20 protein-coding genes are annotated in these 26,516 nt (G+C 44.5%); 7 read left to right on the plus strand and 13 right to left on the minus strand.

Annotated elements, in window-relative coordinates; all coding sequences use genetic code 11:
* Positions 1–1,314 carry a gluconate:H+ symporter gene (locus AC5ZC7_RS01295; RefSeq protein WP_496159963.1) on the plus strand — a complete coding sequence of 438 codons (1,314 nt, stop codon included), beginning with the start codon at positions 1–3 and terminating at the stop codon, positions 1,312–1,314.
* A 64-nt stretch (positions 1,315–1,378) separates the two neighbouring features.
* Positions 1,379–2,482 (plus strand): alanine racemase, encoded by a 1,104-nt coding sequence (locus AC5ZC7_RS01300; protein WP_496159962.1) that lies wholly within the window; start codon positions 1,379–1,381, stop codon positions 2,480–2,482.
* Between the two features lie 104 nt (positions 2,483–2,586).
* On the opposite strand, the gene AC5ZC7_RS01305 is transcribed toward AC5ZC7_RS01300, so the two are convergent.
* From AC5ZC7_RS01305 to AC5ZC7_RS01340, 8 genes are all read right to left on the minus strand, one after another.
* Entirely contained in the window at positions 2,587–2,976 is a 390-nt protein-coding gene (locus AC5ZC7_RS01305; RefSeq protein ID WP_496159961.1) for a hypothetical protein, read from the minus strand.
* A 54-nt stretch (positions 2,977–3,030) separates the two neighbouring features.
* Positions 3,031–3,753 carry a hypothetical protein gene (locus tag AC5ZC7_RS01310; protein WP_496159960.1) on the minus strand — a complete coding sequence of 241 codons (723 nt, stop codon included), beginning with the start codon at positions 3,751–3,753 and terminating at the stop codon, positions 3,031–3,033.
* A 54-nt stretch (positions 3,754–3,807) separates the two neighbouring features.
* Positions 3,808–4,431 (minus strand): rhomboid family intramembrane serine protease, encoded by a 624-nt coding sequence (locus AC5ZC7_RS01315; protein WP_496159959.1) that lies wholly within the window; start codon positions 4,429–4,431, stop codon positions 3,808–3,810.
* 34 nt (positions 4,432–4,465) lie between these two features.
* Entirely contained in the window at positions 4,466–5,335 is an 870-nt protein-coding gene (locus AC5ZC7_RS01320; protein WP_496159958.1) for a hypothetical protein, read from the minus strand.
* 150 nt (positions 5,336–5,485) lie between these two features.
* A complete protein-coding gene (rplI, locus tag AC5ZC7_RS01325) occupies positions 5,486–5,932 on the minus strand; it encodes a 50S ribosomal protein L9 (RefSeq protein ID WP_291922726.1) in 447 nt (148 codons plus the stop codon).
* Between the two features lie 6 nt (positions 5,933–5,938).
* Positions 5,939–6,211 (minus strand): 30S ribosomal protein S18, encoded by a 273-nt coding sequence (gene rpsR, locus AC5ZC7_RS01330; RefSeq protein WP_133806446.1) that lies wholly within the window; start codon positions 6,209–6,211, stop codon positions 5,939–5,941.
* A 4-nt stretch (positions 6,212–6,215) separates the two neighbouring features.
* Entirely contained in the window at positions 6,216–6,566 is a 351-nt protein-coding gene (rpsF, locus tag AC5ZC7_RS01335) for a 30S ribosomal protein S6 (RefSeq protein WP_249207562.1), read from the minus strand.
* Between the two features lie 204 nt (positions 6,567–6,770).
* Complete coding sequence (locus AC5ZC7_RS01340; RefSeq protein WP_496159957.1) at positions 6,771–10,058, minus strand: Ig-like domain-containing protein; 3,288 nt, start codon at positions 10,056–10,058, stop codon at positions 6,771–6,773.
* 296 nt (positions 10,059–10,354) lie between these two features.
* On the opposite strand from AC5ZC7_RS01340, the gene htpG reads away from it, so the two are divergent.
* Positions 10,355–12,184, plus strand: coding sequence for a molecular chaperone HtpG (htpG, locus tag AC5ZC7_RS01345; protein ID WP_496159956.1), 1,830 nt, complete (start codon positions 10,355–10,357; stop codon positions 12,182–12,184).
* A 159-nt stretch (positions 12,185–12,343) separates the two neighbouring features.
* Positions 12,344–13,138, plus strand: a complete 795-nt coding sequence (locus tag AC5ZC7_RS01350) for a carboxylesterase family protein (protein ID WP_496159955.1) — start codon at positions 12,344–12,346, stop codon at positions 13,136–13,138.
* Positions 13,139–13,198: 60 nt separating this feature from the next.
* Here AC5ZC7_RS01350 and recJ read toward each other — a convergent pair whose 3' ends face one another.
* Together recJ and AC5ZC7_RS01360 are read right to left on the minus strand one after the other, a co-directional pair.
* Positions 13,199–14,911: a single-stranded-DNA-specific exonuclease RecJ gene (recJ, locus tag AC5ZC7_RS01355; protein WP_496159954.1), complete on the minus strand. Its 1,713-nt coding sequence runs from the start codon at positions 14,909–14,911 to the stop codon at positions 13,199–13,201.
* A gap of 58 nt (positions 14,912–14,969) precedes the next feature.
* The gene (locus tag AC5ZC7_RS01360; RefSeq protein ID WP_496159953.1) at positions 14,970–15,935 is read right to left on the minus strand and encodes a polyprenyl synthetase family protein; all 966 of its coding nucleotides are present in this window, start codon (positions 15,933–15,935) and stop codon (positions 14,970–14,972) included.
* A 314-nt stretch (positions 15,936–16,249) separates the two neighbouring features.
* On the opposite strand from AC5ZC7_RS01360, the gene AC5ZC7_RS01365 reads away from it, so the two are divergent.
* The 3 genes from AC5ZC7_RS01365 to AC5ZC7_RS01375 all read left to right on the plus strand — a co-directional run bounded on the left by AC5ZC7_RS01365 (position 16,250) and on the right by AC5ZC7_RS01375 (position 21,897).
* Positions 16,250–17,797, plus strand: a complete 1,548-nt coding sequence (locus AC5ZC7_RS01365; protein ID WP_496159952.1) for an OmpA family protein — start codon at positions 16,250–16,252, stop codon at positions 17,795–17,797.
* A gap of 151 nt (positions 17,798–17,948) precedes the next feature.
* Positions 17,949–19,901, plus strand: a complete 1,953-nt coding sequence (locus AC5ZC7_RS01370; protein WP_496159951.1) for a KUP/HAK/KT family potassium transporter — start codon at positions 17,949–17,951, stop codon at positions 19,899–19,901.
* 238 nt (positions 19,902–20,139) lie between these two features.
* Positions 20,140–21,897: a glycoside hydrolase domain-containing protein gene (locus tag AC5ZC7_RS01375; RefSeq protein ID WP_496159950.1), complete on the plus strand. Its 1,758-nt coding sequence runs from the start codon at positions 20,140–20,142 to the stop codon at positions 21,895–21,897.
* 106 nt (positions 21,898–22,003) lie between these two features.
* Here the strand turns inward: AC5ZC7_RS01375 and ftsZ are convergent, their stop codons facing one another.
* From ftsZ to AC5ZC7_RS01390, 3 genes are all read right to left on the minus strand, one after another.
* A complete protein-coding gene (ftsZ, locus tag AC5ZC7_RS01380) occupies positions 22,004–23,854 on the minus strand; it encodes a cell division protein FtsZ (RefSeq protein ID WP_496159949.1) in 1,851 nt (616 codons plus the stop codon).
* Between the two features lie 171 nt (positions 23,855–24,025).
* The gene (gene ftsA, locus AC5ZC7_RS01385; RefSeq protein ID WP_291922745.1) at positions 24,026–25,429 is read right to left on the minus strand and encodes a cell division protein FtsA; all 1,404 of its coding nucleotides are present in this window, start codon (positions 25,427–25,429) and stop codon (positions 24,026–24,028) included.
* Positions 25,426–26,514: a POTRA-like domain-containing protein gene (locus AC5ZC7_RS01390; protein WP_496159948.1), complete on the minus strand. Its 1,089-nt coding sequence runs from the start codon at positions 26,512–26,514 to the stop codon at positions 25,426–25,428. Before AC5ZC7_RS01390 ends, ftsA begins: the two co-directional genes overlap by 4 nt.
* Positions 26,515–26,516 lie beyond the last annotated feature (2 nt).

The following is a 26,516-nucleotide window of genomic DNA, read 5'->3' on the forward strand; positions in this document are numbered from 1 at the left end:
ATGCCCTTATTGATTGTTATTGCAGCTATTATTTTACTGGTAATACTGGTAACCTGGCTGCGCTTAAATACCTTCCTTTCTTTCCTGATTGTGTCTTTGCTGATGGGGCTGGCGTTGCATATGAATGTAACGGAAATCACCCAGTCTATTCAAACCGGCATTGGTAAAACGTTGGGCTCGCTGATTGTGGTGATTGTGTTTGGAAGTATGCTGGGTAAGCTGGTGGCGGAAAGTGGTGCAGCGCAGCAGATTGCGGGCAAGTTAATGAACCTGTTTGGTCCTAAGTATGTGCAATGGTCGCTGATGTTGACCGGTTTTATAGTAGGTATTCCTTTGTTTTATACGATTGGATTTGTGTTGATGGTGCCACTGATTTTTACCGTGGCCGCGCGCACAAAATTGCCGGCAGTATACCTGGGTATTCCTATGCTGGCTTCCTTGTCAGTTACACATGGTTATTTGCCTCCACATCCTTCTCCTACTGCACTGGTAGAGCAGTTTCATGCTAATATGGGTATGACGTTGGTGTTTGGAATCATGGTGGCCGTACCTGCCATTATTTTAGCGGGGCCCGTGTTTTCCCGTTTTCTTAAACACTATACTACACCGCCCGGAAAGCTATTTGTGGCCGCGCCTATTCCGGATGATCAGCTGCCGGGATTATTGACCAGTCTTTTTGCCGCTTTGCTGCCGGTATTTCTGTTGGCAGCAACTGCCATCGTTAAATTATATACGAAAGATGGGCAACCGGTCTACCAGGTAGCCACCTGGTTGGGCGAACCCTTGATAGTTATGTTGCTGGCGGTATTAAATGCCATGTTTTTATTAGGCCTGAGAAGGGGGATGCCGGCAAAAAAAGTAATGGGTATTATGGAGGATGCGGTCAGGGATGTGGCGGTAATCATCCTCATCATAGGTGGTTCTGGCGCGCTTACACAGTTGCTGCACGACAGCCAGGTAAGCAGTTATATTGCTGCCACCTTACAAAACCTGCACCTGCACCCATTGTTGCTGGCCTGGGGAATTGCTGCTATTATCAGGGTATGTATCGGATCTGCTACGGTAGCAGGATTAACAACTGCAGGTATTGTAGCGCCCATGATAGCCGCTTCCGGCGTAAATCCTAACCTGATGGTACTGGCCACTGGTGCAGGCAGCCTGATGTTCTCCCATGTAAATGACGCGGGTTTCTGGATGTTCAAAGAATACTTTAACTTGTCAGTGAAGGATACCATTAAAACATGGTCTGTGATGGAAACCATTGTTTCTGTAACAGGGTTAATAGGGTGTTTGTTGCTAAGTATGGTGGTATAACGTATATGAATATACGTAGTTTGTTTTTACAGGTAAGAAATAAATAGCGTCTAAATATTTTTTCATGGAATGGTATCAGCTTACAAACGCAGCGCAGGTTGATTCCCCTGCTGTTGTTGTTTATAAAGATAGGGTAGTAGAAAACATTGCATTGCTAAAAACAATGATCGGTGACGTACAACGGTTACGCCCACACGTAAAAACAAATAAAATAGCCGAGGTAGCGCAACTGATGTTGGAAGCAGGGATAACACGGTTCAAATGTGCTACCATTGCAGAAGCAGAAATGCTGGGAATGACGAAGGCGCCCGATGTGTTACTGGCTTATCAGCCAGTAGGACCAAAAGTAGTGCGTTTACTGGAGTTGGTACAGAAGTATCCGCAAACATCTTTCTCCTGCATTACTGATAACCCGGATGCAGCCCTGGCGATCAGTGGCATTTTCGCCGCGCAGGGACGTCGCCTGCCGGTATACCTGGATCTGAATGTGGGGATGAATCGCACGGGTATTAAACCTACGCAGGCAGCACTGGAACTGTATCAGTACCTGCATACCTTACCGGGTATTATTCCCGTTGGACTGCATGCTTATGATGGTCATCTTCATGATACAGACATCGCTATACGAAAAGAAAAATGTGATACAGCCTATGCTCCGGTAGCAGCGCTGGCCGCACAGATTCGGGATAGCGGACTTCCGCAGCCCTTGATTGTGGCGGGTGGTAGCCCTACCTTTCCGATACATGCTCAAAGGAAAGATATTCAGTGTAGTCCCGGAACTTTCATTTTCTGGGATTGGGGATATGGCCGGAATTTACCGGAACAACCATTTAAGTGGGCGGCACTTGTGATCAGCCGGGTCATTTCGGTGATCGATGAAACGCATATTTGCATGGACCTGGGCCATAAGTCAGTAGCTGCCGAAAGTCCGCAGCCAAGGGTTCACTTCCTCAATGCTCCGGCAGCAACGCCGGTTTCTCAAAGTGAAGAGCACCTGGTATTGCAGGTGGCAGACTCGTCACAATATCCGGTTGGTACTTTATTGTATGGGGTACCACTGCATATTTGTCCTACAGTAGCACTATACGAAAAGGCATATGTAACAGAAGGTAATACCGTAACTGCTAACTGGCGCATTGTTGCCCGCGACAGACAAATTATTTTATAAGCACAAAGCGTAAAGCAAAAAGCTATTGAGGCGAATGATCTGAGCGAATATTATTTTCCGCTTTAATCATTCGCCTCAATAGCTTTTTGTTTTATGCTGTATGCTCAATAATACAATTGCGACAGTACATCGGTTTCATCGAACGATTTGGGTTTCAGTCCCAGGTATTCGGTGTATTGTGTTAGTGTGAACAATGGTTTTAATTTTGATTGCAGACCATTTTGTATGCTGTTCATTTTGGTGGTATAAGCTTTCTGATTACTTTGTTGTAAAGGTTGCAGTGCTACTTTTTGCTTAAGGTACCCGGTTACAATATTCAGTAATTTGGGCTTTTGTATGGCTGTTAACAGTAACGATTTATCCAGCTTACTTACAATGGAACTGGCGGTGCCTTCTATATTCATAGTTGGCGCCTGAAACAAGGTATTCGCAGCCAATGCAGTATAGGAAAAAAAGCATACCAGTAATAATCCTGAAGCGATCAGTTTTTTCATGTGCAGCGTGGATTTAGATGTTGGTGATAACTATCTAAATATACTAAATAGTTATTATTGCATCACCATTTTCACATATTGTATTTGTGTATTACCTTCCTCATCAATAGTGATATATTCAGACAGGATTGTTTTGTTATTAATCCACTGTACCATGCCGGGACCCCAGTCGGTCAGGCTTACTTCTCCCACAGGTTTTATCTCATTGTTAGCCACTGAAAACAATTGAAATCCGTTAGGATCAAAGGCGGCTACGAGGTCCATAGAGGCAGTGAGAATATACTTTTTGTCTGGCGAAATATAAGGTGCGGACCAGGTCATCATCGAATCACCGTTGAGGGTGTTTACCAGTTCAAAGGCACTCCCTTCATAATAGGTAACGTAGAATCCTTTTCTTTTAATAGTGGGATAATTAGCCGCAAAAGTATATCCGATATAATCTTCTCCTTCACTGTTATTGTTGGCCATCACTCTTTGTTTGCCATTGGTTAGCTGAATGGTCAGTTTGGTGCCTTCTCTTTTTACGGATGTATCTTTGGCGAGTACGTCAGTTTCCACAGAGTCTACTGCGGGGAAGGGATATTTATCAAAATCAGCTTTCTCAATAAAGTAAACAAAGAAAGTTTTATTGCCTATCTGAACGGTATCGTCCGGAATGTTATGAATAGCAGGAGGGGTGGAATCGTTGGCGGCGGTTGTATTGCCTGCCTGTTTATTTTTGCACCCCAACATCAGAATGGTGGCAGTACACAGGAGGAACCATAACTTATTCATCATCTTTTGTCGCATTTTAAGTGTACAAATGTAAGTATTTAGACCTTCGTAAGAAGGTTAAGCGGATAGTCTTTCTCCATCAGTTTTTGTTAACGTAAAGAAGAAAAAGTACCCGAGCAGCGTGCCACTCAGAAAGCCGGCCAAATGTGCTGCATTATCCACGCCCTGCGAGATAATAGCAGCTATTACGTTTAACGCTATAAATAAGCCGATATAAGCCAGTAATCCCTGTCGTATTTTCCTTGGGAAGAGGGGCGTAGTAAGCAAGGCCAGAAACATCCCAAAAATGCCAAAAATGGCTCCCGAGGCGCCCACGCTTACTGCACTTTTATGGTACCAGATGCTCATATAATCTGACAAGATACCGGTTAGCAGGTAAGCTGTTCCGTAGCGAAGGCTCCGTAGCACCGGCTCCAGGAAAAAGCCACCTATAAATAGTCCCAGCATATTGGTGAAAAGGTGCCATAACCCGGCATGTAAAAACATACTGCTTAATAACCGCCAATATTCCCGCTGGCCGATGGTCACCGGCCAGTAATTGGCGCCGGTATGCAGCAATTGTGCCCCGTTTCCCCACCATATATCCATGCCTGTTATAGCGGTATACAGGAACACTCCTGTGTTTATCCCTATCAGCACCAGTGTAACCGGCATTACTTTGAGTCGGTCTGTGATTTTCATCTCCTAAAAGTTAATGAAAAATCACCAATAACGCTTATTCGTAGTGGTATTCCATTACAAATTCAGTGTCAGTACCTGGCTTGGTAAAGCCTTCACTGTGCAGATGTACCCAGGCGCCCAGGGGAAATCCGTTGGCATTGTAATAATAGGTGTATTGATACAGCGATGAACGCTCGTAGGGTTGGAAATGTTGTTGATAAACAGGTGTTTCTTTTTCGGTGATCCTTACCAGCGACGGATTGTTGGTACTCAGGTGTAAAAAGGCATTGGAAAGGTTGCCCACTGGTGTGAGGTGCGTGGCAGGAGCCACGGCGCAGCTGATGAGCAACTGGTTCACAATTGGCCGCATGGGATTAATAGAATCATCCCATTCATAATGTGCGGTACGTAAAGTAACCAGGGTGTCTTCTTTTTTCCCGGAAAAGCTATCTATGCAGATGTCTTTCCTTTCGTGGTCATGTTTATTGTAATTCCAGCTGATGGCCTGCGTGGAATCGGAGTACTTCATGACTTCCGGTAATCCTTTTTTCCAGCGGATGCTGGCGGTGCGTAACGGCCGTTCCCGGGCATCAAAGTATTTTATTTCGGTAATGTTTCCCTCTTTATCCCAGGCGGTTACCCGGGCACGTTGCTGTACCTGGTTGGTATCCCGGTTAGACAGTACCATGGCGGTAATGCGGTGGGCGTTGTCGTAAAAGAAGGTGCTTACGTTGGTATCATTCGATTGTTCATGATGTACCAGTTCCTGCAGGTTGCCTGCTTCGTCGTAATGGAAGGTGTATTGCGGGATATCATCGCCGCGGATACCAATGGTGGTCAGCCGGGGAACGGCCGCTTTGTATTTATTGGTACTACAAGCGGAAATAGTGATAACGGCAATTAAACAATAGATAACATTTTTCATACTCATGGCGGAATAAGGGTATGAAAATACTAATAAGATTTGAGTTTTTCAGCGGTACAATATGGTAGACAACTAAAGCTGATATTGCCACAAAAAAAATCCCGGACTGAATCCAGTCCGGGAAGTTTCTTTTTCCAACAAGTTGGAATATTACTCTGCTACTACTTCGAATTCCAGTTCGGTTTCGTTGCCTTTACCGAAATCGAGGCGAGCTTTGTATGTACCGAGTTCTTTCACATCATCCAGGATGTGGATGCGGCGACGGTCAATTTCATAACCTTTCTGTTCTTTAATTGCACGAGCAATCTGAACACCAGTTACGCTACCGAAGATTTTACCGGAAGTACCGGTTTTAGCACCAATTTTAATAGGAGAAGCTTTCAACACTTCTACTACTTTCGCAATTTCAGCCAGCAGTTTCTCTTCTTTCACTTTCTGCACTTTCAGGCGCTCCTGAAGTTGCTTCATGTTAGAAGGGCTTGCTTCTACTGCAAATTTCTGAGGAATCAGAAAGTTCCTGGCGTAACCATTTTTTACGTTAACCAGTTCATTCTTTTGACCCAGGTTATCTACGTCTTGTATTAAGATAATTTGCATAACTTCTTACTTTAAAAGGTCAGTAACATAAGGCAATAAAGCCATTTGACGAGCTTTCTTAATAGCCTGGGCTACTTTACGCTGAAATTTCAGGGAGTTACCCGTAATACGACGTGGCAACATTTTGCCTTGGTCGTTCAAAAATTTCTTCAAAAACTCCGCGTCTTTGTAATCTACGTACCTGATGCCCAACTTCTTAAAACGGCAGTATTTCTTCTGACGTTTTTCAGTTTTTACGGCTGTTAAGTACTTAATTTCTTGTTTAGGTTTAACTGCCATAATTTTAAGCTTCAGTGGTTTTAGATTCAGCATTTACGCCATGTCTTTTGCGACCATTGTAAGCAACAGCGTGCTTATCAAGTGCAGTAATCATGTGACGTAATACATTTTCATCGCGATTCAGCTGGATTTTCAGCTTCTCATTGAGGTCGGATGGCGCATTGTACTCCAGAACAACATACATACCTGTAGTTTTCTTCCGGATCGGATACGCCAGTGATCTTAATCCCCAGGGATTTTCGTGCGTGATTTCTCCGCCGTTGTCTTTGATAACATCAGCGAATTTCTTTTGGGCGGCTTTGTAGTCGTCCTCAGAAAGCACAGGGGTAAAGATCACCATCAATTCGTAGTTCATAATTCCCTGTTTTAAATGGTTTAATTAAAAAATTAGGACCGCAAAGATACTGAACTATTCCTTATTTCCACAAGATTACTCCGTTATTCGCCAAATATTTGACGGGTAATGTGTATTGTATTAATAATCAGTTATTTATAGGGTATAAAAAGCCGCCCCGGTGGCCCGGAGCGGCGTCTCGTTTGCATGGTTTTTTCAAAAAGATCAGTGGTTAACGAGAATCTTGCTAACCTGGACCTGGTTACCCGACTGCGACCGCACCCTCAGGAAATAAACGCCGGTCGGCAACTGGTCTATGTCAATAGTTTTATAATTTTTCCCTTTCATGAATTCCGCCCGGCCTGAATAACGGATATGTCCCTGCACATCTATCAATTCCACAATAGCGGCACCACCCTGCGGCCAATCCACCCAATACTGTAATTGGTGGCCAAAGATACACCATAATAACTTCCATAACAGCTCTTTGTCTACCATGAAAATCATTTTAACCGGACTGTACCTTACGCTGCTGTCCAACCCTACTATTTTTAACCGGTAAGATGAAAATCCAAACCAGGGCTTCTCATCATAGGTCATATACGCCGATGCTTCCCGCGTACTGCCCTGCGCCGCCACCGTATCCACAGCTTCATAAGTCTGATAATTCCTGGAACGCTCTACCACAAAGTATTTACTGTTGATTTCATAAGGAGTCCGCCAGTTTAATAGCACTTTGCCCCCCTCTGGCTTAGCATTGAAATCCAGTACGGGCAATGGATTGGCTAATATAGGCACACTATAACGGCTCATCACCGGGTAATGGTCGGTGGTAGTGGTACCATAACTGCCGACCAGCTTTTCCACCTGGGTTTGAATAGCGGCAGATGCCGGGATATAAGCTACCCCCACCTCATTGGAGGCAATCACATTGTCAATCACCGAAGGATAACTAACGGTAGACCTCCGTCCCGCTAAACTTAACGGCAGTGTAAGTGGCTTATAGTCAGTACTATCATTGATGAAGTCAATATAAGAAGTGGTAGTGTCGGGGAGTAATTCCGTAGTAATGGTCTTGGATAAGTCATCATTAAAATCTCCCAACATAATAATATTACTATAAGGATACTGCGCATCCAGGGTGTCTTTGAGCTCTTTCACACCATCTTTGCGACGATGCCAGGAGGTGATTTTCTCTGCACTGGTACCCGTATTGGCTTTGGCATGTATCAGCACAAACTGTATCCGCGCTGAATCATTGTCCAGTTTGGCGGTAGCTTCCATCAGGTAAGGGAAGCGACCAGACGACCAGTTGTAATAAGCCGTGCTGCTGCCACCCCGCCGTAATACACCATAAGTCCGGATCTTCCGGATCACCGCGGTTTTGTAAACAAACGCCAGCTTCTGTGCACTCACATAATCCACATCGCTGGTACTGTCTGCATAAGAACCAAAGTCCGACAATACGTAGTCGTATCCCGGAAGTTGTTGCACAACCGCGCGGAAACGGGCGGTATCCACCACTTCCGCCAGGGCAAAAATGTCGGCATCCAGTTTTTTAAGTACCGTGGTAACGTTGGCCTGTTGTAAACTATCATTGGCTGGGTTTTGCACCGGGCTGCCAAACCATTCTATATTCCAGTTGACAACTTTCAGCGAACGCAGGGAAGTGCCTGCCAGGGTGATATGCTGGTCCGAAAAATTAGTGCCATTAAATTGGAGGGTACCGCTATAAGCCTGTCCGGTGGCAGGGGGCGCAAATTGTACATATACTTCCTGTGGCCCCGCATTGATATCGGCCAGGGCAAAAGTTACCTGGCTGCTAAAACTGCTGTTATCAAGTGATACCCTGAAACCCGCAGGCGCATTGATACGCAGGTCGCTGGTAAAGTCATTGGCCCAGAATCGGATGCTTTGTGAGGTGGAAGTTTGCCCGGATTTTACATAATCAAAATCAAGCGTGGCCGGGCTGCTGTTCAGCGTTGGCGCTGGTGCTGCTGTAGTATCTTTGATGCTGAAATTATCGATGGTCCAGCGGGCCGCCTGTATAGCCGGTCCGGAAGTATATACAAATGCAACATATACATTGCCTTGTTTGAAGGCGGTAAGATTAATACCGGAAGATAATTGCCAAGCATCACTGCCAGCCTCCGGAAAACGACCATTGATGGTAGTCCAGGTTGCCTGGCGGGGATCGCCACTGCCATTGTAATTGGTAGAAACACGAAGCGTCAGCGGTGCACCTGCAAAGGCGGTGCGACTGCTAAATTGTAACAACGGAAAATGTAACCCCGTCAGATCAAAAGCCGGGGAAATCAGCCAGTCTTCATTTTCTACCGGGCCTCCGCTATAACCGTTGATTTGTACGCCATTGCTGTTGTTTTGCCCGAAAGTGGTGCAGGCCCACACCTGTGCGCCGCTTACACTATACTGTGTAAATCCGCTGCTCAGCATGCTGCTACCATTGGGTGTACAGTCGTTAAAGGTGTAATTAAGTTCCTGGTTGCCGGTGGTAAAGCCCCATTGTGTGCTGTCGTTGATGCCGGCAAATCCGTTGCCGGAGAGGTCTTTAACGATACCGCTGTCAAGGGTGATATAATAGTGGTTGTTAGGCCGCAGTATTTTTTTAATCGTTAGTGTATTGTTCCCTACAATCACGGCAGCATTGCTGATGTGAAGGCTGTCAACAGCACCGCTGCTGCTGTGCAGCAAAATAAATCCTGTGCCGGGTTGTATGTTTTCTGTAAATGTTATTTTGGGAGATGTAACAGGAGATACATCCACCGCAGCGTTAGACGGCTCCAGGCTGTTGATGGCCGGGGCAGTGGTATCTCTGCCAGATCCGGTTACCATGATATTGTCAATGGCAAATCCTGGTCGGGATCCACCTCCGCTGATTTGTCTGTTTACCCAGCGTAGCTGTACCAATGCCTGGTTGCTACAGGCTGGAGGAAGTATCACTGATTTATTGACACTGTTTTGCGGCTGCGTAACTCCCGGGCCGGTTTGTGTAGTGGTGTCATTTTGATAGGCTGTTTCATTCATATTGATGAAGCTACCGGTATTGCCTATACGATATTGTACAATTACTTCATTAATCCGCGTGTTGGAGTTTCCGTCGTAAGGATTCCTGATTGTCATGGCGTCGTAGGTCAACTGTATGTTTTGCTGACCGCTGGTGTTGATGGCCAGCATTAACGCATTATCTGCGCTGCCGCTGTTCAGGAAGCCTAATTTACCAGTGTAATTATATACGCCATTTCCGGTAGATGATGCGCTGCCATTGCCTGTCAGTGGTTTATCGCTGGCAGGGGCTGCTGTGTTAAAGTTACCGGAAGGCGCACCAGTAAGCAGCCATCCCTGCCATCCGCCCGGATAAGTGGTAGATGCAGCAGGTAACGCATCAAAGTCCTGTTGATAAGGCAACGGCTGGGCGGTTGGATTTGTTTGTCCGGCTACCTGGTGACCAAAAAATAAAGTAATAAACAGTAACGAGAGTAGAGGTTTTTCCATAGTATGATTTTAAAAAATGGGGTAATCAGATTTCGGTTGTTTAAATCTACGGAAAACATCCCTTTTGTGATATGATTTTTTTGTTAATAGTGAGGAAAGTTAACTATATCATATTTTTATATGGATGAGCAAAAAATCAGGGGAGTTTCTGCCATTATTTGCAGCCCACAAAATTACCGGCATATCTATCTTCTGAAAATATATTCTATATTATTATAATATACCTCTTGTCATCTTGTCAGTATTACCCTACTGGCACAACCTTTGAAAAGTTTATTACAAAAATCAGATAACCAATGCAAAAAGGTGCAATACGTGTTCAAACAGAGAATATTTTCCCAATTATCAAGAAATTCCTGTATTCCGATCATGAAATTTTTATCCGCGAGCTGGTAAGTAACGCGGTAGATGCTACCCAGAAGTTAAAGACCCTGGCCAGTGTAGGCGAGTTCAAAGGTGATCTGGGAGATATCTCCATTGATGTAAGAGTAGATAAAGAGAAAAAAACAATCACCATCGCAGATCATGGCATCGGTATGACTGCAGAAGAGGTGGATAAATATATTAACCAGGTGGCTTTTTCAGGAGCAGAAGAATTCCTGAAGAAGTACAAAGGACAAGAGAATGGTACCAATATCATCGGGCATTTTGGTCTTGGTTTCTATTCTTCCTTTATGGTGAGCAGCAAAGTGGAAATCTTCTCCAAATCCTGGAAGGAAGACGCCGCAGCAGTTCGCTGGGAATGCGATGGCAGTCCCGAGTATGAACTGGAAGAAACCAGCAAAGCTGACAGAGGTACCGAAATCGTCATGTACATCAACGAGGAAAGCGAAGAATTCCTGGAAGATGGCCGTATCCGTTCTATCCTCGAGAAATTCTGTAAGTTCCTGCCTGTTCCGGTTACTTTTGAAGGAACACAGATTAACAATACCAACCCCGCCTGGACAAAGAAACCAAGCGAACTGACTACCGAAGATTACCAGAATTTTTACAAGGAATTATATCCATTTGCTGAACCACCATTATTCTGGATTCACCTGAATGTGGATTATCCGTTTAATTTAACCGGTATTCTCTACTTCCCGAAAATCAATAAGAGCTATGAAATGCAGAAAGATAAAATCAATCTGTATTCCAACCAGGTATATGTAACGGATGAAGTAAAGGACATTGTGCCTGAATTCCTGATGTTGCTGCATGGTGTAATCGATAGCCCGGATATTCCGCTGAACGTAAGTCGTAGCTACCTGCAGGGAGATCCGAATGTAAAGAAAATCAATGCGCACATCACCAAAAAAGTAGCCGATAAACTGGATGAAATTTTCCGTAATGACCGTGCTTCTTTTGAAGATAAATGGGATTCTATTGGCTTGTTCGTGAAATACGGTATGATGACCGACGACAAGTTCATGGAAAAAGCGAACAAATTCCTGATCATGGAAGATGTAGCTGGTGGTAAATTTTATACCCAGGAAGAATACCGTACTGCGGCAGCTGCCCTGCAAACGAATAAAGAGCAGAAGCTGGTAGTACTGTATGCTACTAACCCTGTACAACAGGATAGCTACATCCAGGCTGCAAAGAACAAAGGTTTCATCGTAGTGAAGATGGAAACCCTGGTAGATGCGGCTTTCATTAATAATATGGAAATGAAATGGGACAATGTTTCATTTACCCGTGTAGATGCAGATATCGCGGATAACCTGATTGATAAAGAAGAGAACACCACTACTGTTTTATCACAGGAACAGGAAGGGACACTGAAAGAATTGTTTGGTGCCCAGGTAACGCAGCCTAACATCAAGGTAGAAATGAAAGGATTGAGCGCAGAAGCGCAACCGGTAATTGTTACCCGTCCTGAACTGATGCGCCGTATGAAAGACATGGCAGCAATGGGCGGTGGCGGAATGAGCTGGTATGCCAATATGCCTGATGAAATCAGCATGACCGTGAATGCGAATCACCCGGTATACACACAAATTCTGAAAGAAGGTAATAGTGAGTTACAGCAGAAGCAAATCAAAAACCTGGCAGATCTGGCGTTATTATCCCAGAATCTGTTGACCGGCGCTGATCTGACTGCTTTTGTAAACAGAAGCGTGGAGTTGATGCACGAAAAAAAATAGGATAACTACACAATAAAAAAAAAATTCGTTTCCTGTTTTTTTAGTTGTTATTTGCAGCAACCCCCGAAGCTGCTTGTTCAAGCAAAGCAGGAGAAAAATATTGTAAAACCTATCCCTCCCGCCGTATGGCGGGAGGGATTTTTAGTTTATAGTAGTTATATGAAAAAAAGAGTAATTAAAATTTTAAACCATGTCTTGGTGTTGAGTATGCTCGCACTTTTTTCCTGTTCTAAAACGGAAACCTCTACACCGGTGGCTCCGAAGCCGCCGGTTACCACGCCACCTGTGGTACCACCGCCGGGAGATACTTTTACCCAACAAACACCTGGCATCACTGTACAAAAAATAGATACAAAGGGTGGAAATGTGAGTAACTACCTGTTATATATTCCGGACACTTATAATAGCGAAAAAAGTTACAAGTGGCCAGTGGTTATTTTCCTGCATGGAGTGGGAGAAATGGGCAGTGACATTAACGTATTAAGAAATGCAGGGTTGGTAAAAGTGGTGAGCGGGAAACCTTTTGTGATGATTGCGCCACAGTGTTTAAGCGGCTGGTGGAACCCACAATACCTGGATATACTTTACAAGGAGGTATTGGCTAAATATCATGTGGATCCAAAAAGGGTATATCTGACCGGGTTGAGCATGGGGGGATATGGTACCTGGGATTGGAGTTCTGCCCGTCCTGAAAAATTTGCTGCTATTATTCCTATTTGCGGTGGTGGTGATGTAAATCGTATGCCGGCGTTGAAAACTATGCCTACCTGGGTTTTTCATTGTGCCGATGATCCAACTGTTAATGTAGAGAATTCGCGTACACTGGTGAACGCCCTGAAAGCCATAGGAGGCAATGTACAGTATACAGAATATCCAACTGGTGGCCACGATGCCTGGACACGTACCTATGCTAACGCTGATGTATATACGTGGTTGTTAAAGCAACATAAATAGTAATGATATTTCATAGCGCTGTTTTATTAGCGGATAGATATTAAAACAGCGTTATGAAAATTAATTTTTGGAAGCCCTGACATCGATGACTTTTAGCTGGAGAGAGGTTTGTCCGTTCCATTCATTTTCATCCAGTGAAAACACCAGGTCAAATGGCTTTTTCTCTGTCAGCAGCGGGAATTTTTCGGCCATATAGAAACCGATGCCGGACATAGTAGGCCCATATCTTCCCTGTTTTACGGAAAACTTAATATGTTCCTCTTTTACAATTTTTGAATAGCCATTGTCAACCAGGTTTTTGGCCAGGAAAACCGGGCGTAGATTTTCAGGTCCCAGTGGTTCAAATTGTTTGAGGATATTAAAGAATGCAGGGGTGATATCTGCGAACTGAATTTCAGAGTCGATGACTATTTCCGGTACCAGTTGGTCTGGACGTATGGTATTGGCTACTACTTCTTCGAAGCGTTCCTGGAAGGCTTTCACATTTTCTGTTTTCAGCGTCATACCAGCGGCGTAAAAGTGCCCGCCGTAATTTTCGAGGAGGTCCTTACATTGGTGAATAGCTTCGTAAACGTTAAAGCCCATCACAGAGCGGGCCGATCCGGCTACTTTATCGTCGTTGGCCTGGGTGAGGATAATAGTTGGACGATAATAATATTTATCGATCAGCCTGGAAGCCACAATGCCTACAACGCCTTTGTGCCAGTGTGCCTGGTACAATACGGTAGATTTCCTTTTGGCAATATCTGCATCGTTTTGCAACAGGGAGATGGCTTCCTGGGTAATGGTGTTGTCTATTTCTTTTCTGTCGAAATTGTCTGCGTGTAGTACTGCTGCAATGGCGGCAGCTTTTTCCACATCATTTTCAATAAAAAGGTTCACGGCTTTTCTGGCATCATCCATTCTGCCTGCGGCATTAACGCGGGGAGCAATCACAAATACCAGGTTGGCGATGGTTAATTTTTCTTTTAAGGCACTGAGTGTAATCAGCGCTTTAATGCCGGGTAGGGGATCTTCATTTACTTTCACGAGGCCGTGAAAAGCGAGTATCCTGTTTTCCCCGGTCATGGGTACAATATCTGCCGCAATACTGGTAGCAACCAGGTCCAGGAATTTATTGGCTTCGGCAGCGGGTAGTCCTCTTTTTTGTGCAAATGCGCTGATCAGTTTATATCCTATGCCGCAACCGCTTAATTCTTTGTAAGGGTAGGGGCAGTCAACCTGTTTAGGATTCAGAATGGCCACTGCCGGTGGTAATATGGCATCGGGCAGGTGGTGATCACAGATGATGAAATCTATGCCCCATTCTTTGGCGGTTGTAATATGGTCGATGGATTTAATGCCGCAGTCCAGCGCTATAATCAGGCTGAAGTCGTTGTCGCGGGCATATTCTATGCCCTGCATGGAAATACCATATCCTTCCCGGTAGCGGTGAGGGATATAAAATTCAATATTATTGTAGAGCTTCTGTAGAAATGCATACACAGTGGCTACTGCAGTACAGCCGTCTACATCATAATCTCCATAAATCAATATTTTCTCATGTTGGAAAAAAGCCAGTTCAATGCGCGAAATGGCTTTATCCATGTCTTTCATCTGCCAGGGATCATGAAGGTCTTCCAGCGTTGGGCGAAAAAATTGCCGGGCAGCCTCAAAGTTGGTTACATTTCGTTGTACCAATAGCCGGCAGAGCAACGGATGTATACGCAATGATGATTGAAGTAACTGTTCCTGGTTTGGTTGATATGCCTTTACTGTCCAGCGTTTTTGCATTAGTTTGTTTTAGTAAGCATTCGGCTCTATCTGCATATTACATTATTTTTTATTCTTTCTAAAATGTTCTGTCAGTGGTGAATCTTACCAGTGATTCCAATCCATTTCTGACTGCATTTTCAGGGAATTTATGCAAGATGGTAAGGGCTTCGTCGCGGTATTCAAACATTTTTTGCCGGGTATAGTCGATTCCTCCAGATGCTTTTACCAGGCGGATGACTTCGGCTACTCGATCCTTATCTGTATTATGATTTTTTACTATGTTAATAATTTTTCTCCTGGTTTCTGTAGAAGCGTGTTCCAGGGTATAAATGAGGGGGAGTGTCATTTTTTTCTCCCGTATGTCAATGCCGGTAGGTTTACCAATTTTGGCAGCGCCGTAGTCGAACAGGTCGTCTTTTATCTGGAAGGCTACGCCTACTTTTTCTCCGAAGAGGCGCATTTGTTCGGTGGTGTGTTCATCATTGCTGCTGCTCCATGCACCGGCGGCGCAGGCGGAAGCCAGTAATGAGGCTGTTTTGCGGCGGATGATCTCGAAATAAATATCTTCTTTAATATTGAGCTTCCGGGTTTTTTCGATCTGTAATAATTCTCCTTCGCTCATTTCTTTCACGGCTTCAGATAAGATCTGTAAAGTCCGGAAGTCGTTGTTATTCAATGACAGTAGCAGTCCTTTTGACAGGAGGTAGTCGCCTACCAGTACGGCTATTTTATTTTTCCATAAAGCGTTGATAGAGAAAAGTCCCCTGCGTTCATTGGCATCATCTACTACGTCGTCATGCACCAGGGTGGCGGTATGTAGCAACTCTACCAGTGCGGCGGCGCGGTAGGTACTTTCCTGGATATTGTCACTGAAAAGTTTTGCTGATAATAAAACAAACATGGGCCTGATCTGCTTCCCTTTGCGTTTCACAATGTAGTGCATGATCCTGTCCAGCAATGGCACATGACTTTTTACTGAATCTGCGAATTTACTCTCAAAATCCTGTAATTCTTTCCCTATCAGGTGTTTAATATCATCCATGTATTAAATAAAAAAGGATTGCTAAGCTAGGTTTTATAAATCACATTTTAACATTTTGGCCTTTAATTTGTATATGGAGTATAACATTCTTTTAACACGGCTTAAGGTTTCCTTTAACAAGGGGTATACACAAGTTTAACTTAACAGGATTTAAGGTATATAAATACTTTCATTTAAGCTCTAATTTTGAGGGACTTATCAATGAAAATAATATTGCAAGAAAAATTTGTATATTCATTTATGATATTTACCTTTGCTAGGTAAAAAACGGGTTATTAGTAAATTTTTAACAGTTTTTAATAAAAAAAACAATTATGGCAAGCAAAAAGTACTTATTACTGGCAGGCGCTGTGGGTTTACTATCAGCATCTTCTAGTTTTGCACAGGTTCAACCAACCGGCTACGATGCTCTGGATAGCACCAAAGTGTCTAGCAAGCGTATGGTACAACAAAATAACTTCACGAACCACCAATCAAATTTCCCGGCTAAACCGAGAGATATGTGGGAACTGGGTTTAAGTGGTGGTTTACACGTGATTGACGGAACTGTTCCAGCTCAACCAGGTTTCGGTGGCGGTATCTCCCTGAGAAAAGCACTGGGTCACACTTTCTCCCTGAGAGCTGAGTACATCGGTTCTATCGATAAAGGCCAGGACTATAAACTGCGCCCAAGCTTCGCGGCAAACGGTAACCCATGGGCAGCAACTGCAGCTAAGAACGGCGGAATGATCGTTCCTAACTACAAATCTCAGAACCATCAGCTGTCTTTGGACGTGTTGGCTTCTCTGAGCAACATCCTGTTCTACAGAGCTGAACCTAAAGTTAACTGGTATTTACTGGCTGGTTACTCTATCGTAATGGCTGATGTTGACGTGGATGCATTGGATGCAAACGGTAATGGTTATGACTATTCCGGCATTAACTTCGGTGCTAAACGTAGCGATATCCGCAAACAACTGAACGATCTGAGAGACAAGAAGTATGAACAAAATGCTCCTTCTCAGGGTAACAGAATTGCTATCGGTCGTAAAGACGACAACCAATTGATCCGTCACGCACTGGATCTCGGTACTGGTGTTGCGTTCAAAGTTTCTAAACGCTTCAACATCGGTCTGGAAGAAAAAATCACCATGCCATTTGACGCATACCTGGATGGATATCCTGGTCCCGGTGGTTCTACCAAAGATTTCTATTCTTACACCAGCTTACGTCTGAACTTCAACCTGGGTAACTCTTCTAAACGCGTACAGCCATTATGGTGGATCAACCCACTGGAATACGCTTACAGCGAGCTGAGCAACCCACGGCACATGAAGATCCCAGCTCCGGTTCTGCCTGATGCTGATGGTGATGGCGTAACTGACCAATTCGATCGCGAACCTAACACCCCAGCAGGTGCACCAGTTGATTCTCACGGTGTAGCTAAAGATACTGACGGTGATGGCGTTCCTGATTACAAAGACAAACAACTGATCACTCCTACTTACTGCCAACCAGTTGATGCTGATGGCGTTGGTAAATGCCCAGATCCAGAATGCTGCAAAAACCGTCCTGTAGAGGCTTGCTCTAGCCTGGTTCTGCCTAGCGTTTCCTTCAAAGGTAGCTCTACCAAAGTTGGTAAAGATCAAGAAGCTATCCTGGCTTCTGTTGCTTCCAGCCTGAAATCTCATCCTTCTTGCAACGTACTGGTTACTGGCCACGCAGGTGCAAAAGGTAAGAAAGGTGGTGTTGATCTGAGCAGCCGTCGCGTTGATTCAGTTATCGACTACCTGGCTGACAAACAAGGAATCGACCGCGGTCGTTTCATCAAACAAAACACTCCTGGTGAGTCTGGCACTGTTGACTTAGCTCCTGCTAACTAATCAGTATCACTCATTAAGATGATAACTAAAAAAAATCCTCTCCCTGCTTTGGGAGAGGATTTTTTTTGCTATTCCTACTCCACTAGAATTATTGTTGGAGTATCAATATTTACCCCTAATTTTGAAGGCTTTTTAACCAACTTATTATTACGTGGGAATAAACATTAACAGGGTCTCCCTGGCAGGTCTCGTAGTAGCGCTCGGTATTATCTACGGCGACATCGGAACATCTCCACTCTATGTTTTCAAGGCCATCGTAGGGGGAAACCCCATCAGCGACCTGCTCGTGATAGGTGGTATTTCTTGTATTATCTGGACACTTACCCTCCAAACCACCGTTAAATACGTTATCCTGACGCTCCGGGCAGATAATAAAGGAGAAGGTGGTATCTTTTCACTGTATGCCTTGGTACGACGCCACGCCAGATGGACCGTTATTTTCGGTATGATTGGCGGCGCCGCCCTGCTCGCAGATGGTATCATTACTCCTCCCATTACTGTTACCTCCGCCATTGAAGGGCTAAGAACACTGGAAGTATTCAAAGACCTCGGTCAGTTCACCATTGTAAAAATAGTGTTGACTATTATCACCGGCCTCTTTGTAATGCAACAGTTCGGTACCGTGTCTATCGGCCGTATGTTTGGTCCCATCATGGTGCTGTGGTTTTCCATGCTCGGTATCCTCGGTATTTCTCACATTGCCGACGACCTCAGCATCTTTAAAGCATTTAGTCCCCATTACGCTATTGAACTCTTAACCACTTACCCTAAAGGATTTCTCATATTGGGTGCTGTATTCCTGTGTACAACCGGTGCAGAAGCTCTTTATTCAGACCTCGGACACTGTGGTAGAGGTAACATCAGGGTATCCTGGATCTTCGTTAAAACCTGTCTTATTTTGAATTACCTGGGACAGGGTGCCTGGTTGCTCACGCAAAAAGGACAGATTATCCCCAAAGATCAGAACCCTTTCTTTACCATTATGCCGGAATGGTTCATCATTTTTGGTGTACTGATAGCTACACTGGCATCCGTTATTGCCAGCCAGGCCTTGATCTCCGGTTCCTTTACGCTGATCGCTGAGGCGATGCGCCTGAATCTATGGCCCAAAATGCGGGTAAACTACCCCACCGAAATGAGAGGACAACTTTACATTCCTGGTATCAATACCATGTTGTTTGTAGGTTGTGCCGCCATTGTGCTGATTTTCCAGGAGTCTTCCAATATGGAGGCCGCATATGGATTGTCGATCACTATCTGTATGCTCATGACTTCCTGCCTGTTTGCCTTTTATCTTTATACCAAAAGGGTATGGGTCGGTTGGATATTGCTATACCTGGTCGTCTATTTTACGATCGAGTTCTCCTTCCTCTTTGCCAACATAGTGAAGTTCATGCACGGTGGTTATGTAACCGTAATTGTGGCTGGTGCCCTATTCCTGGTGATGATCGTTTGGTTCAAATCCCGTAAAATCAAGAACCGCTACGTGGAATTTGTGCGACTGGAAGACTATCTGCCTATTATCCAGGAATTGAGCAATGATACTTCTATCCCTAAATATGCTACGCACCTGGTATATATGAGTAGTGCTGATAATCCTAAGGAGATAGAGCATAAAATCATCTATTCTATTCTTAATAAAAAGCCCAAACGGGCAGATATCTACTGGTTTGTTCACGTAGACGTAGTAGATGAGCCTTATTTAAGTGAGTATTCTGTACAAACCATTATCCCGAATGAGGTAATACGCGTGGAATTCCGCCTTGGTTTCAAAGTGGAACAACGCATTAACCTGATGTTCAGAATGGTGGTGGAAGACATGGTACGCAACAAAGAGGTAAACATCACCAGCCGCTACGAATCACTGAGTAAAAACAACGTGGTGGGCGACTTCCAGTTTATTGTGATGGAGAAATTCCTGTCACATGATAACGATTTGCCGTTGTATGAAAGGATGATCATGAAAATGTATTTCTTCCTGAAAAAGATCAGTTTATCGGAAGAAAGAGGTTTCGGTCTGGACTCCAGTTATGTAACCATTGAGAAATATCCGCTGGTGGTAGCACCTGTTACCAACCTGCAATTGAAGCGGATTGTACATTAGCAGAAAGCAAAAAGCGAAAAGCTATAGAAGCGAATGATAAGAACAGATGAGTATCTAAGTATACTCGCTTTTATCATTCTCTTCTATAGCTTTTTGCTTTTCGCTTTTTGCTTTCTGCTATTTCCGCCTATCCCACAAATTGGATATTCCAGTTTTTTTTATAGATATTGGGTGGATAAGGGAACCTGTTTCTGTAGGGGAATATCGATCCCAAACTCTGTAAAACGCAAAATTTAGTATGGTGAACAAATTTTTTGGCGTGCTGGTACTGCTGGCACTGCAACAAAACGTATGGGCGCAAACCAGTCCCGCCGGGGATTACAAGGAATTGCCCGATCCAAAACCCGTTAACCAGGCCTCCTGGGATGCCGTTAAAGATGCCCGGCTCCACGTAGCATTCGGCACTGCCGATACGCGTTATGAAAAACGAAATGCTCCTGATAATAACCCGGCTACTGATTCCTGGAAGGCTACTGCCTGGAAGGGAGAACGCATTCACACCCAACTGGTTCTCTGGTCTACTGCGGCACAATCAGCTGTGAGCATCCAGGCATCTGCGCTACAGGATGATAAAGGCCATCAGATCAGCGCCAATGCTGTTACCACCGGATTTGTAAGGTATGTAATGACGGATGGCCTGAACAAAGATGGCGGTGGTTGCGGATATCGCAGACCCGGAGAGTTTGATTCTTCCCTGGTAGCAGATGGTATCGATATTATCAACAAAAGAGACATTGCTGCTAAAAATACACAGCCGGTTTGGCTGAGTATACAGGTGCCCGCCAATACACCAGCCGGCCTATATAAAGGCAGTGTAACGGTGAAAAGCGGCGCTACTGTGGTAAATATGCCCTATGAAATAAAAGTGCTGGATCATACATTACCCGCTCCGAAAGACTGGAGCTTCCATCTTGACCTGTGGCAAAGCCCTTATGCGATAGCCCGCATGTATGGCGTGAAACCCTGGAGTGAGGCCCACTTCAAGGCTATGAAGCCTTATATCAAAATGTTGGCGGATGCTGGTCAGAAGGTGATAACCGCTACTATTATCTATGATCCATGGAACAGCCAAACAGAGGATATTTATGGTACCATGGTAAAATGGACGAAGAAGAAAAACGGTGGCTGGGTATATGACTACAGCATTTTTGATAAATGGGTGCAGTTCATGATGGATCAGGGTATACATAAGGAAATCAACTGCTATAGCATGATTCCGTGGAACCTGAAGTTTTATTATTATGACGAAGCTACAGCGAAAGATACTTTCATTGTGGCAAAACCAGGTACACCGGAATACACAGCTCATTGGCAACCCATGCTGAATGATTTTGTGAAACATCTGAAAGCAAAGGGTTGGTTTAATATCACGGCTATTGCTATGGATGAAAGACCTATGGAAGACATGAAACAGGCCCTGGCCGTGATTCGTAAAGCAGATAAGGATTTCAAGGTATCGCTGGCTGGTTCTTACCATGCACCGTTGGCCAACGAAATTCACGACTATTGCATTGCATTAAGAGAATCATTCCCGGAAGATGTGATGAAAGCGCGTTTGGCGAAAGGGCTGCCGACAACTTTTTATACCTGCTGTACAGAAGGGTTTCCCAATACTTTTACTTTCTCGCCACCGGCAGAATCAGCCTTCATGGGTTGGCATGCTGCGTTGAAAGGATATACCGGTTACCTGCGTTGGGCATTTAACTGCTGGGTAGCAGCGCCTTTACAGGATTCCCGCTTCCGCAGCTGGTCCGCAGGAGATACCTATTTCGTATATCCGGGACCGAGAACCTCCATTCGTTTTGAAAGATTGGTAGAAGGTATACAGGATTATGAGAAGATCAGGATACTGAAAGCGGAGTTTACCCGCACTAATAATGCAACAGCATTGAACCAGTTGAACAGCATTTTGAAGCCATTTGAGGAAGAAACGCTCAAAACTACACCTGCTGCGGAGGTATTGGAAGCAGCAAAACAGGCTTTGAATAATTTTTAAAGCAATAGTTGCTGAGAGATTTCTATCTTATTATTGATAAAAAAAATCCTCCGGGGAACCGGAGGATTTTTTTTTAACACAACTAAAAAACAATCAAATGTGTTCATCAATCGGGCTTTTTCCCATCTAAAAAGGTATTGATCGTATTGATTTCTGTATGATTATTCTGTCCTGGATCGCCACTCACGGTGTAATTGGAGTAAAAGTGTTCAGCAGAGCCGGCACCATTATCCAGGTTTACATTTCTACGCAGGTAAGCAGGTACATTTTCCAGTTCCGCGTTATTGTCCATGTTTTTCACATTGAAGCTAATGCTGCGTAATTTGGCCACTCTTTCTGCCTGTTTACGTTTCTGTTCTTCCAGGTCTTCATAAGCCTGTTGCATAGGCACTTCAGGAGGAGCAGGCGGTACATTTACGGCGCCTTCTTCTTCTTTATATACCATCTTCATTTCCGGAGATGGTGCACCTGGTTCTACATATATATGAGACGGTCTGGTTAAATATCCGCCTGCTGCATTACCCACCTGTGGTTGAATGATGTTAACATTCGGTTGTTGGGTATGTGCAGGAGGTACTTGTTGAACCGGCTGTTGAACAGGTTGTACAGGTGGCTGCATCTGCTGTTGCATTTGCTGCTGCAGCTGTTGTTGTGCCTGTTGATATTGCTGTTGTAGCTGCTGTTGGTCAGGTTGTTGTGGCTGTGCAGGTGGTACCTGTTGTATATTCAGCACATAGTTCTGACGGGCAGGAGCAATAGGCGCCTGTTGTTGTGGCTGTGGTGGTGTATAAGCCATTACAGGTTCAGGATGTGTGATCACTGGTTCCATGAGACGTGGTGCCATCAGATCCTGTGGTTCCTGGAACAGCAGCCCCTGTGCCTGTTGTACCCCGCTCATTTTTTTTTCATCCCCATCTTTACCTAATTGCATTACAATTTTAGGTTCTACGCGCTCCGGGTTGGAGGGCGTTATTTTTTGCTGGGTGATGGGTTTTTGTTCAAAACCGGTAGCAATGATGGTTACACCCAGTTGCCTGTCCAGTGATTGATCATAGCCCACACCGAGGATCACGTCGCAATCTTCTCCGGCCTGGCTTTGTACATAGGCCTGGATGATATCCATTTCATCCAGTGTATGTTCAAATTCACCTTCAGAAGAAGAGATGTTGATGAGAATCCATTTAGCACCGCGTATATCGTTATCGTTCAGCAACGGAGAAGTTAACGCGTCTTCGATAGCTCTTTGTGCACGGTTTTCGCCTTCTGCCAGTGCAGCTCCGAGGATAGCCACGCCACCGTTACGCATAACGGTACAAACGTCGGCAAAATCCACGTTGATCTGACCGGTAGAATTGATTACATCGGTAATGCACTTCGCGGCGGTAGCCAATACGTTATCTGCTTTTTCGAAGGCAGCCTTGAATTTCAGGTCACCGAATTTCTGGCGTAATTTATCATTGGAGATAATCAGCAGGGTGTCTACATATTCTTTCAGGCGGGTTACCCCTTCGTCGGCCTGCAGCATCCTTTTCTTACCTTCATAGGAGAACGGAGTGGTAACAATACCCACCGTCAAAATACCCAGTTCCTTACATATTTTGGCGATAATAGGGGCGCCACCGGTACCGGTACCACCGCCCATACCGGCAGTAATGAAGGCCATTTTGGTATTTACCTCCAGTATTTTTTTGATTTCTTCAAAGGATTCTTCTGTCGCCTGTTTTCCGATTTCCGGATTGGCGCCGGCACCCAGCCCCTGGGTCAGGTGTGGTCCCAATTGTATTTTATTGGGAACAGGGCTATTAGCAATAGCTTGTGCATCGGTATTGCAAATAATGAAATTTACCCCGTCAATGCGCTGGCTATACATATGATTCACCGCATTGCTTCCACCACCACCTATGCCGATAACTTTGATGATAGAAGATTTTTCCTTAGGAAGATCAAAATGTATCATGACTCTAAACTTTTATGGGTTAGTACGATAAATAATAATGAACTATTAAGAATTAAGTGCGTATATGCTTTAATGTTACTATGGTTCATTTGTCCTGTCATTATTAATTTATCGGTTCTTAATTCTTATTTATTAACGTTTCGTTTTTGCAACAATTGCGCCATTTAACTTTTAAAGTTTTGCGTCCTCCTCTTCTGTGAACATATCGATGATTTTTGTTTTCATCTTGTCCAGGAAGTTTTTCAGTGAGGCGTTTCGTTCTTTCGCTTTCCTATCCTGTATTTCCTGGCTGGTGGGGGCAGCTTCTTCTATCCAGTCGTCAGTTGGAGTTACTGACTGAGCAGCCTGTTCTTTGGCAAGATAGCTGGTATTAATTTTTACATAATTTTCTTCCAGTGCTTTACGATCATTTTCAAAATCATTGTATCCTTTCAGGATCAGCCCTACGCAGGTAGCATACATAGGCTTGGTTAGCTCGTCTATGTGGCCGCTTGCCAGGTGTTCATTGGGGAAACCTATACGGGCACTTGCGCCGGTGGTGTATTCTGTCAGCTGTATGAGGTGTTTCAGTTGAGATCCGCCACCAGTCAGGATAATACCGCCGTTCAGCATTTTATTATCCATACCGATTTGTTTGAGATGATATACTACGAAATCGAGTATTTCACTCATTCGCGCCTGAATGATGTGCGCCAGGTTCTTTACTGAAATCTCTTTGGGGCTCTGACCTCTTAATCCCGGAATAGTGATATAGGCATTGCTTTTAGCTTCATCTGCCAGTGCATAACCAAACTGCACTTTCATCTGTTCTGCCTGTGTTTTTAATACTCCCAGTCCGTTTTTAATGTCGTTGGTAATGTTTTCACCGCCATAAGGGATTACTGCAGTATGTTTGAGGATACCTTCGTAAAACACTGCCAGGTCGGTGGTACCACCACCAATATCTACAATGGCTACACCTGCTTCAAAGTCCATATCGCACATAACTGCAGCGGCGGAGGCCAGTGGTTGTAATACCAGGTCACGGATTTTGAGACCTGATTTTTCCACACTACGGTTAATGTTGCGGATGGCGTTTTTATCGCCGGTAATGATGTGGAAGTTGGCGCCCACCTTTACCCCAGACATACCGATAGGGTAGGTGATATTTTGCAAACTATCCACTATATATTGCTGCGGGATCACATCAATGATCTGATCACTCGCGGGAATAACTGTTTTGTACTGATCGTTGATCAGCTGGTCAATATCTTTCTGGGATATTTCTGCATCGGTGTCGTTACGCACAATGTCGCCGCGGGTTTGCAAACTTTTGATATGATGACCGGCTATACCAACATATACTTCGTTAATCTCCAGGTTGGGGTTGGATGCATAACAATTTTCGAGTGCTTGCCTGATCGCTTTTATGGTTTGGTCAATGTTCAGCACCATACCGTGCTGCACACCAAACGATGTAGCTTTACCGAATCCCAGGATTTCCAGTTTCCCGTATTCATTCTTCCGTCCTGCTATGGCAGCAATCTTCGTAGTACCTATGTCGAGTCCTACAATGATGGGAGCTTCCTGATTCATGGCGTTGTTTGTTTTTTTGATGTGTTAACAGATTTATTCCCTGGCTTATACACTGCTTTAGGTTGTTGTTTGGCTGGCGCAGCGTTTGTTTTCTCTTTCTTCGTCACTTTCGCTGGCTGCGGCTTAGCCTTTGGTTTTGCTGCGTGTTCCGGTTTTGCGGCCGGTTTGGCAGCTACTGCATGTTCCGGCTTTACTGGTGCCGGTGCACTTGCAGCGGAGTCTTCTGTGTCTGAAATAGGTGGCTCATCTGCCCCAGCCAGTTTCAAACTATCTGTTTTGAGTACTGGTTGTAAGGGAGCTACACCGTCTTTACGGGTACATACGACTTCGTCATCAAAAGCGATATTGATCCGTGTATAGTTATTCCAACCCACTTTATTTAATCCTTCCTTGTAAAAAGCCAACAGTTTGGTGAATTTTTTATCGATATCTATTCCTTCTCCAAAGGCAATCACCTGGTCTCCCAGTTTAGGTATAAACTCAAACCTCCGGTCTTCCGTGATCATCAGCTGTTCTACCTGTGCCATCCAGAATGGGTCGTTACCGATATAAGTCCCCATATCTACGATTTGCGCTGATAAAAGGCTGTCGGCCTTTTGCAGCTTTTCCACGTCGGTGGGAAACCCGGTGAATACTGGCACCCTGGCAGCGTACCGGCTGGATACGGGGATATGTTCGCCGGCGGCATCGAGGTAAAAGCTATTACCAGAAAAGGTAAATACTCTTGCTACCGGATCGCGTTGTGTTACTTTGATATTCAGCTGTTGTCTGTTATCAAAATAAATTTCTGCGTTTTTTACCCATGGATCCTGATCTACTAATGCTTCCAGCCTGGAGATGTTGATATCACCTATTCGTTTACCAACAGGATTCACACTTTTGTCTTTCGTGATCAGGGATTTGATGTCTTTTGATTCAATAAAGAAGTTATCATCTTTCCCTTCAAACTTCACCTGGATACCCTTGCATTTGCCAGCGTCTTTATCCTGTATAGCCGCTACCAACAATACTACAAAGCCGGAAAGCGCCATTCCCCAAAGGAGAGCGATGCCCAGACGTTTTAATATTGTGGTTGTTTTAGACAAGT

It is taken from the genome of Chitinophaga sp. 9-1-y (genome assembly GCF_059511905.2).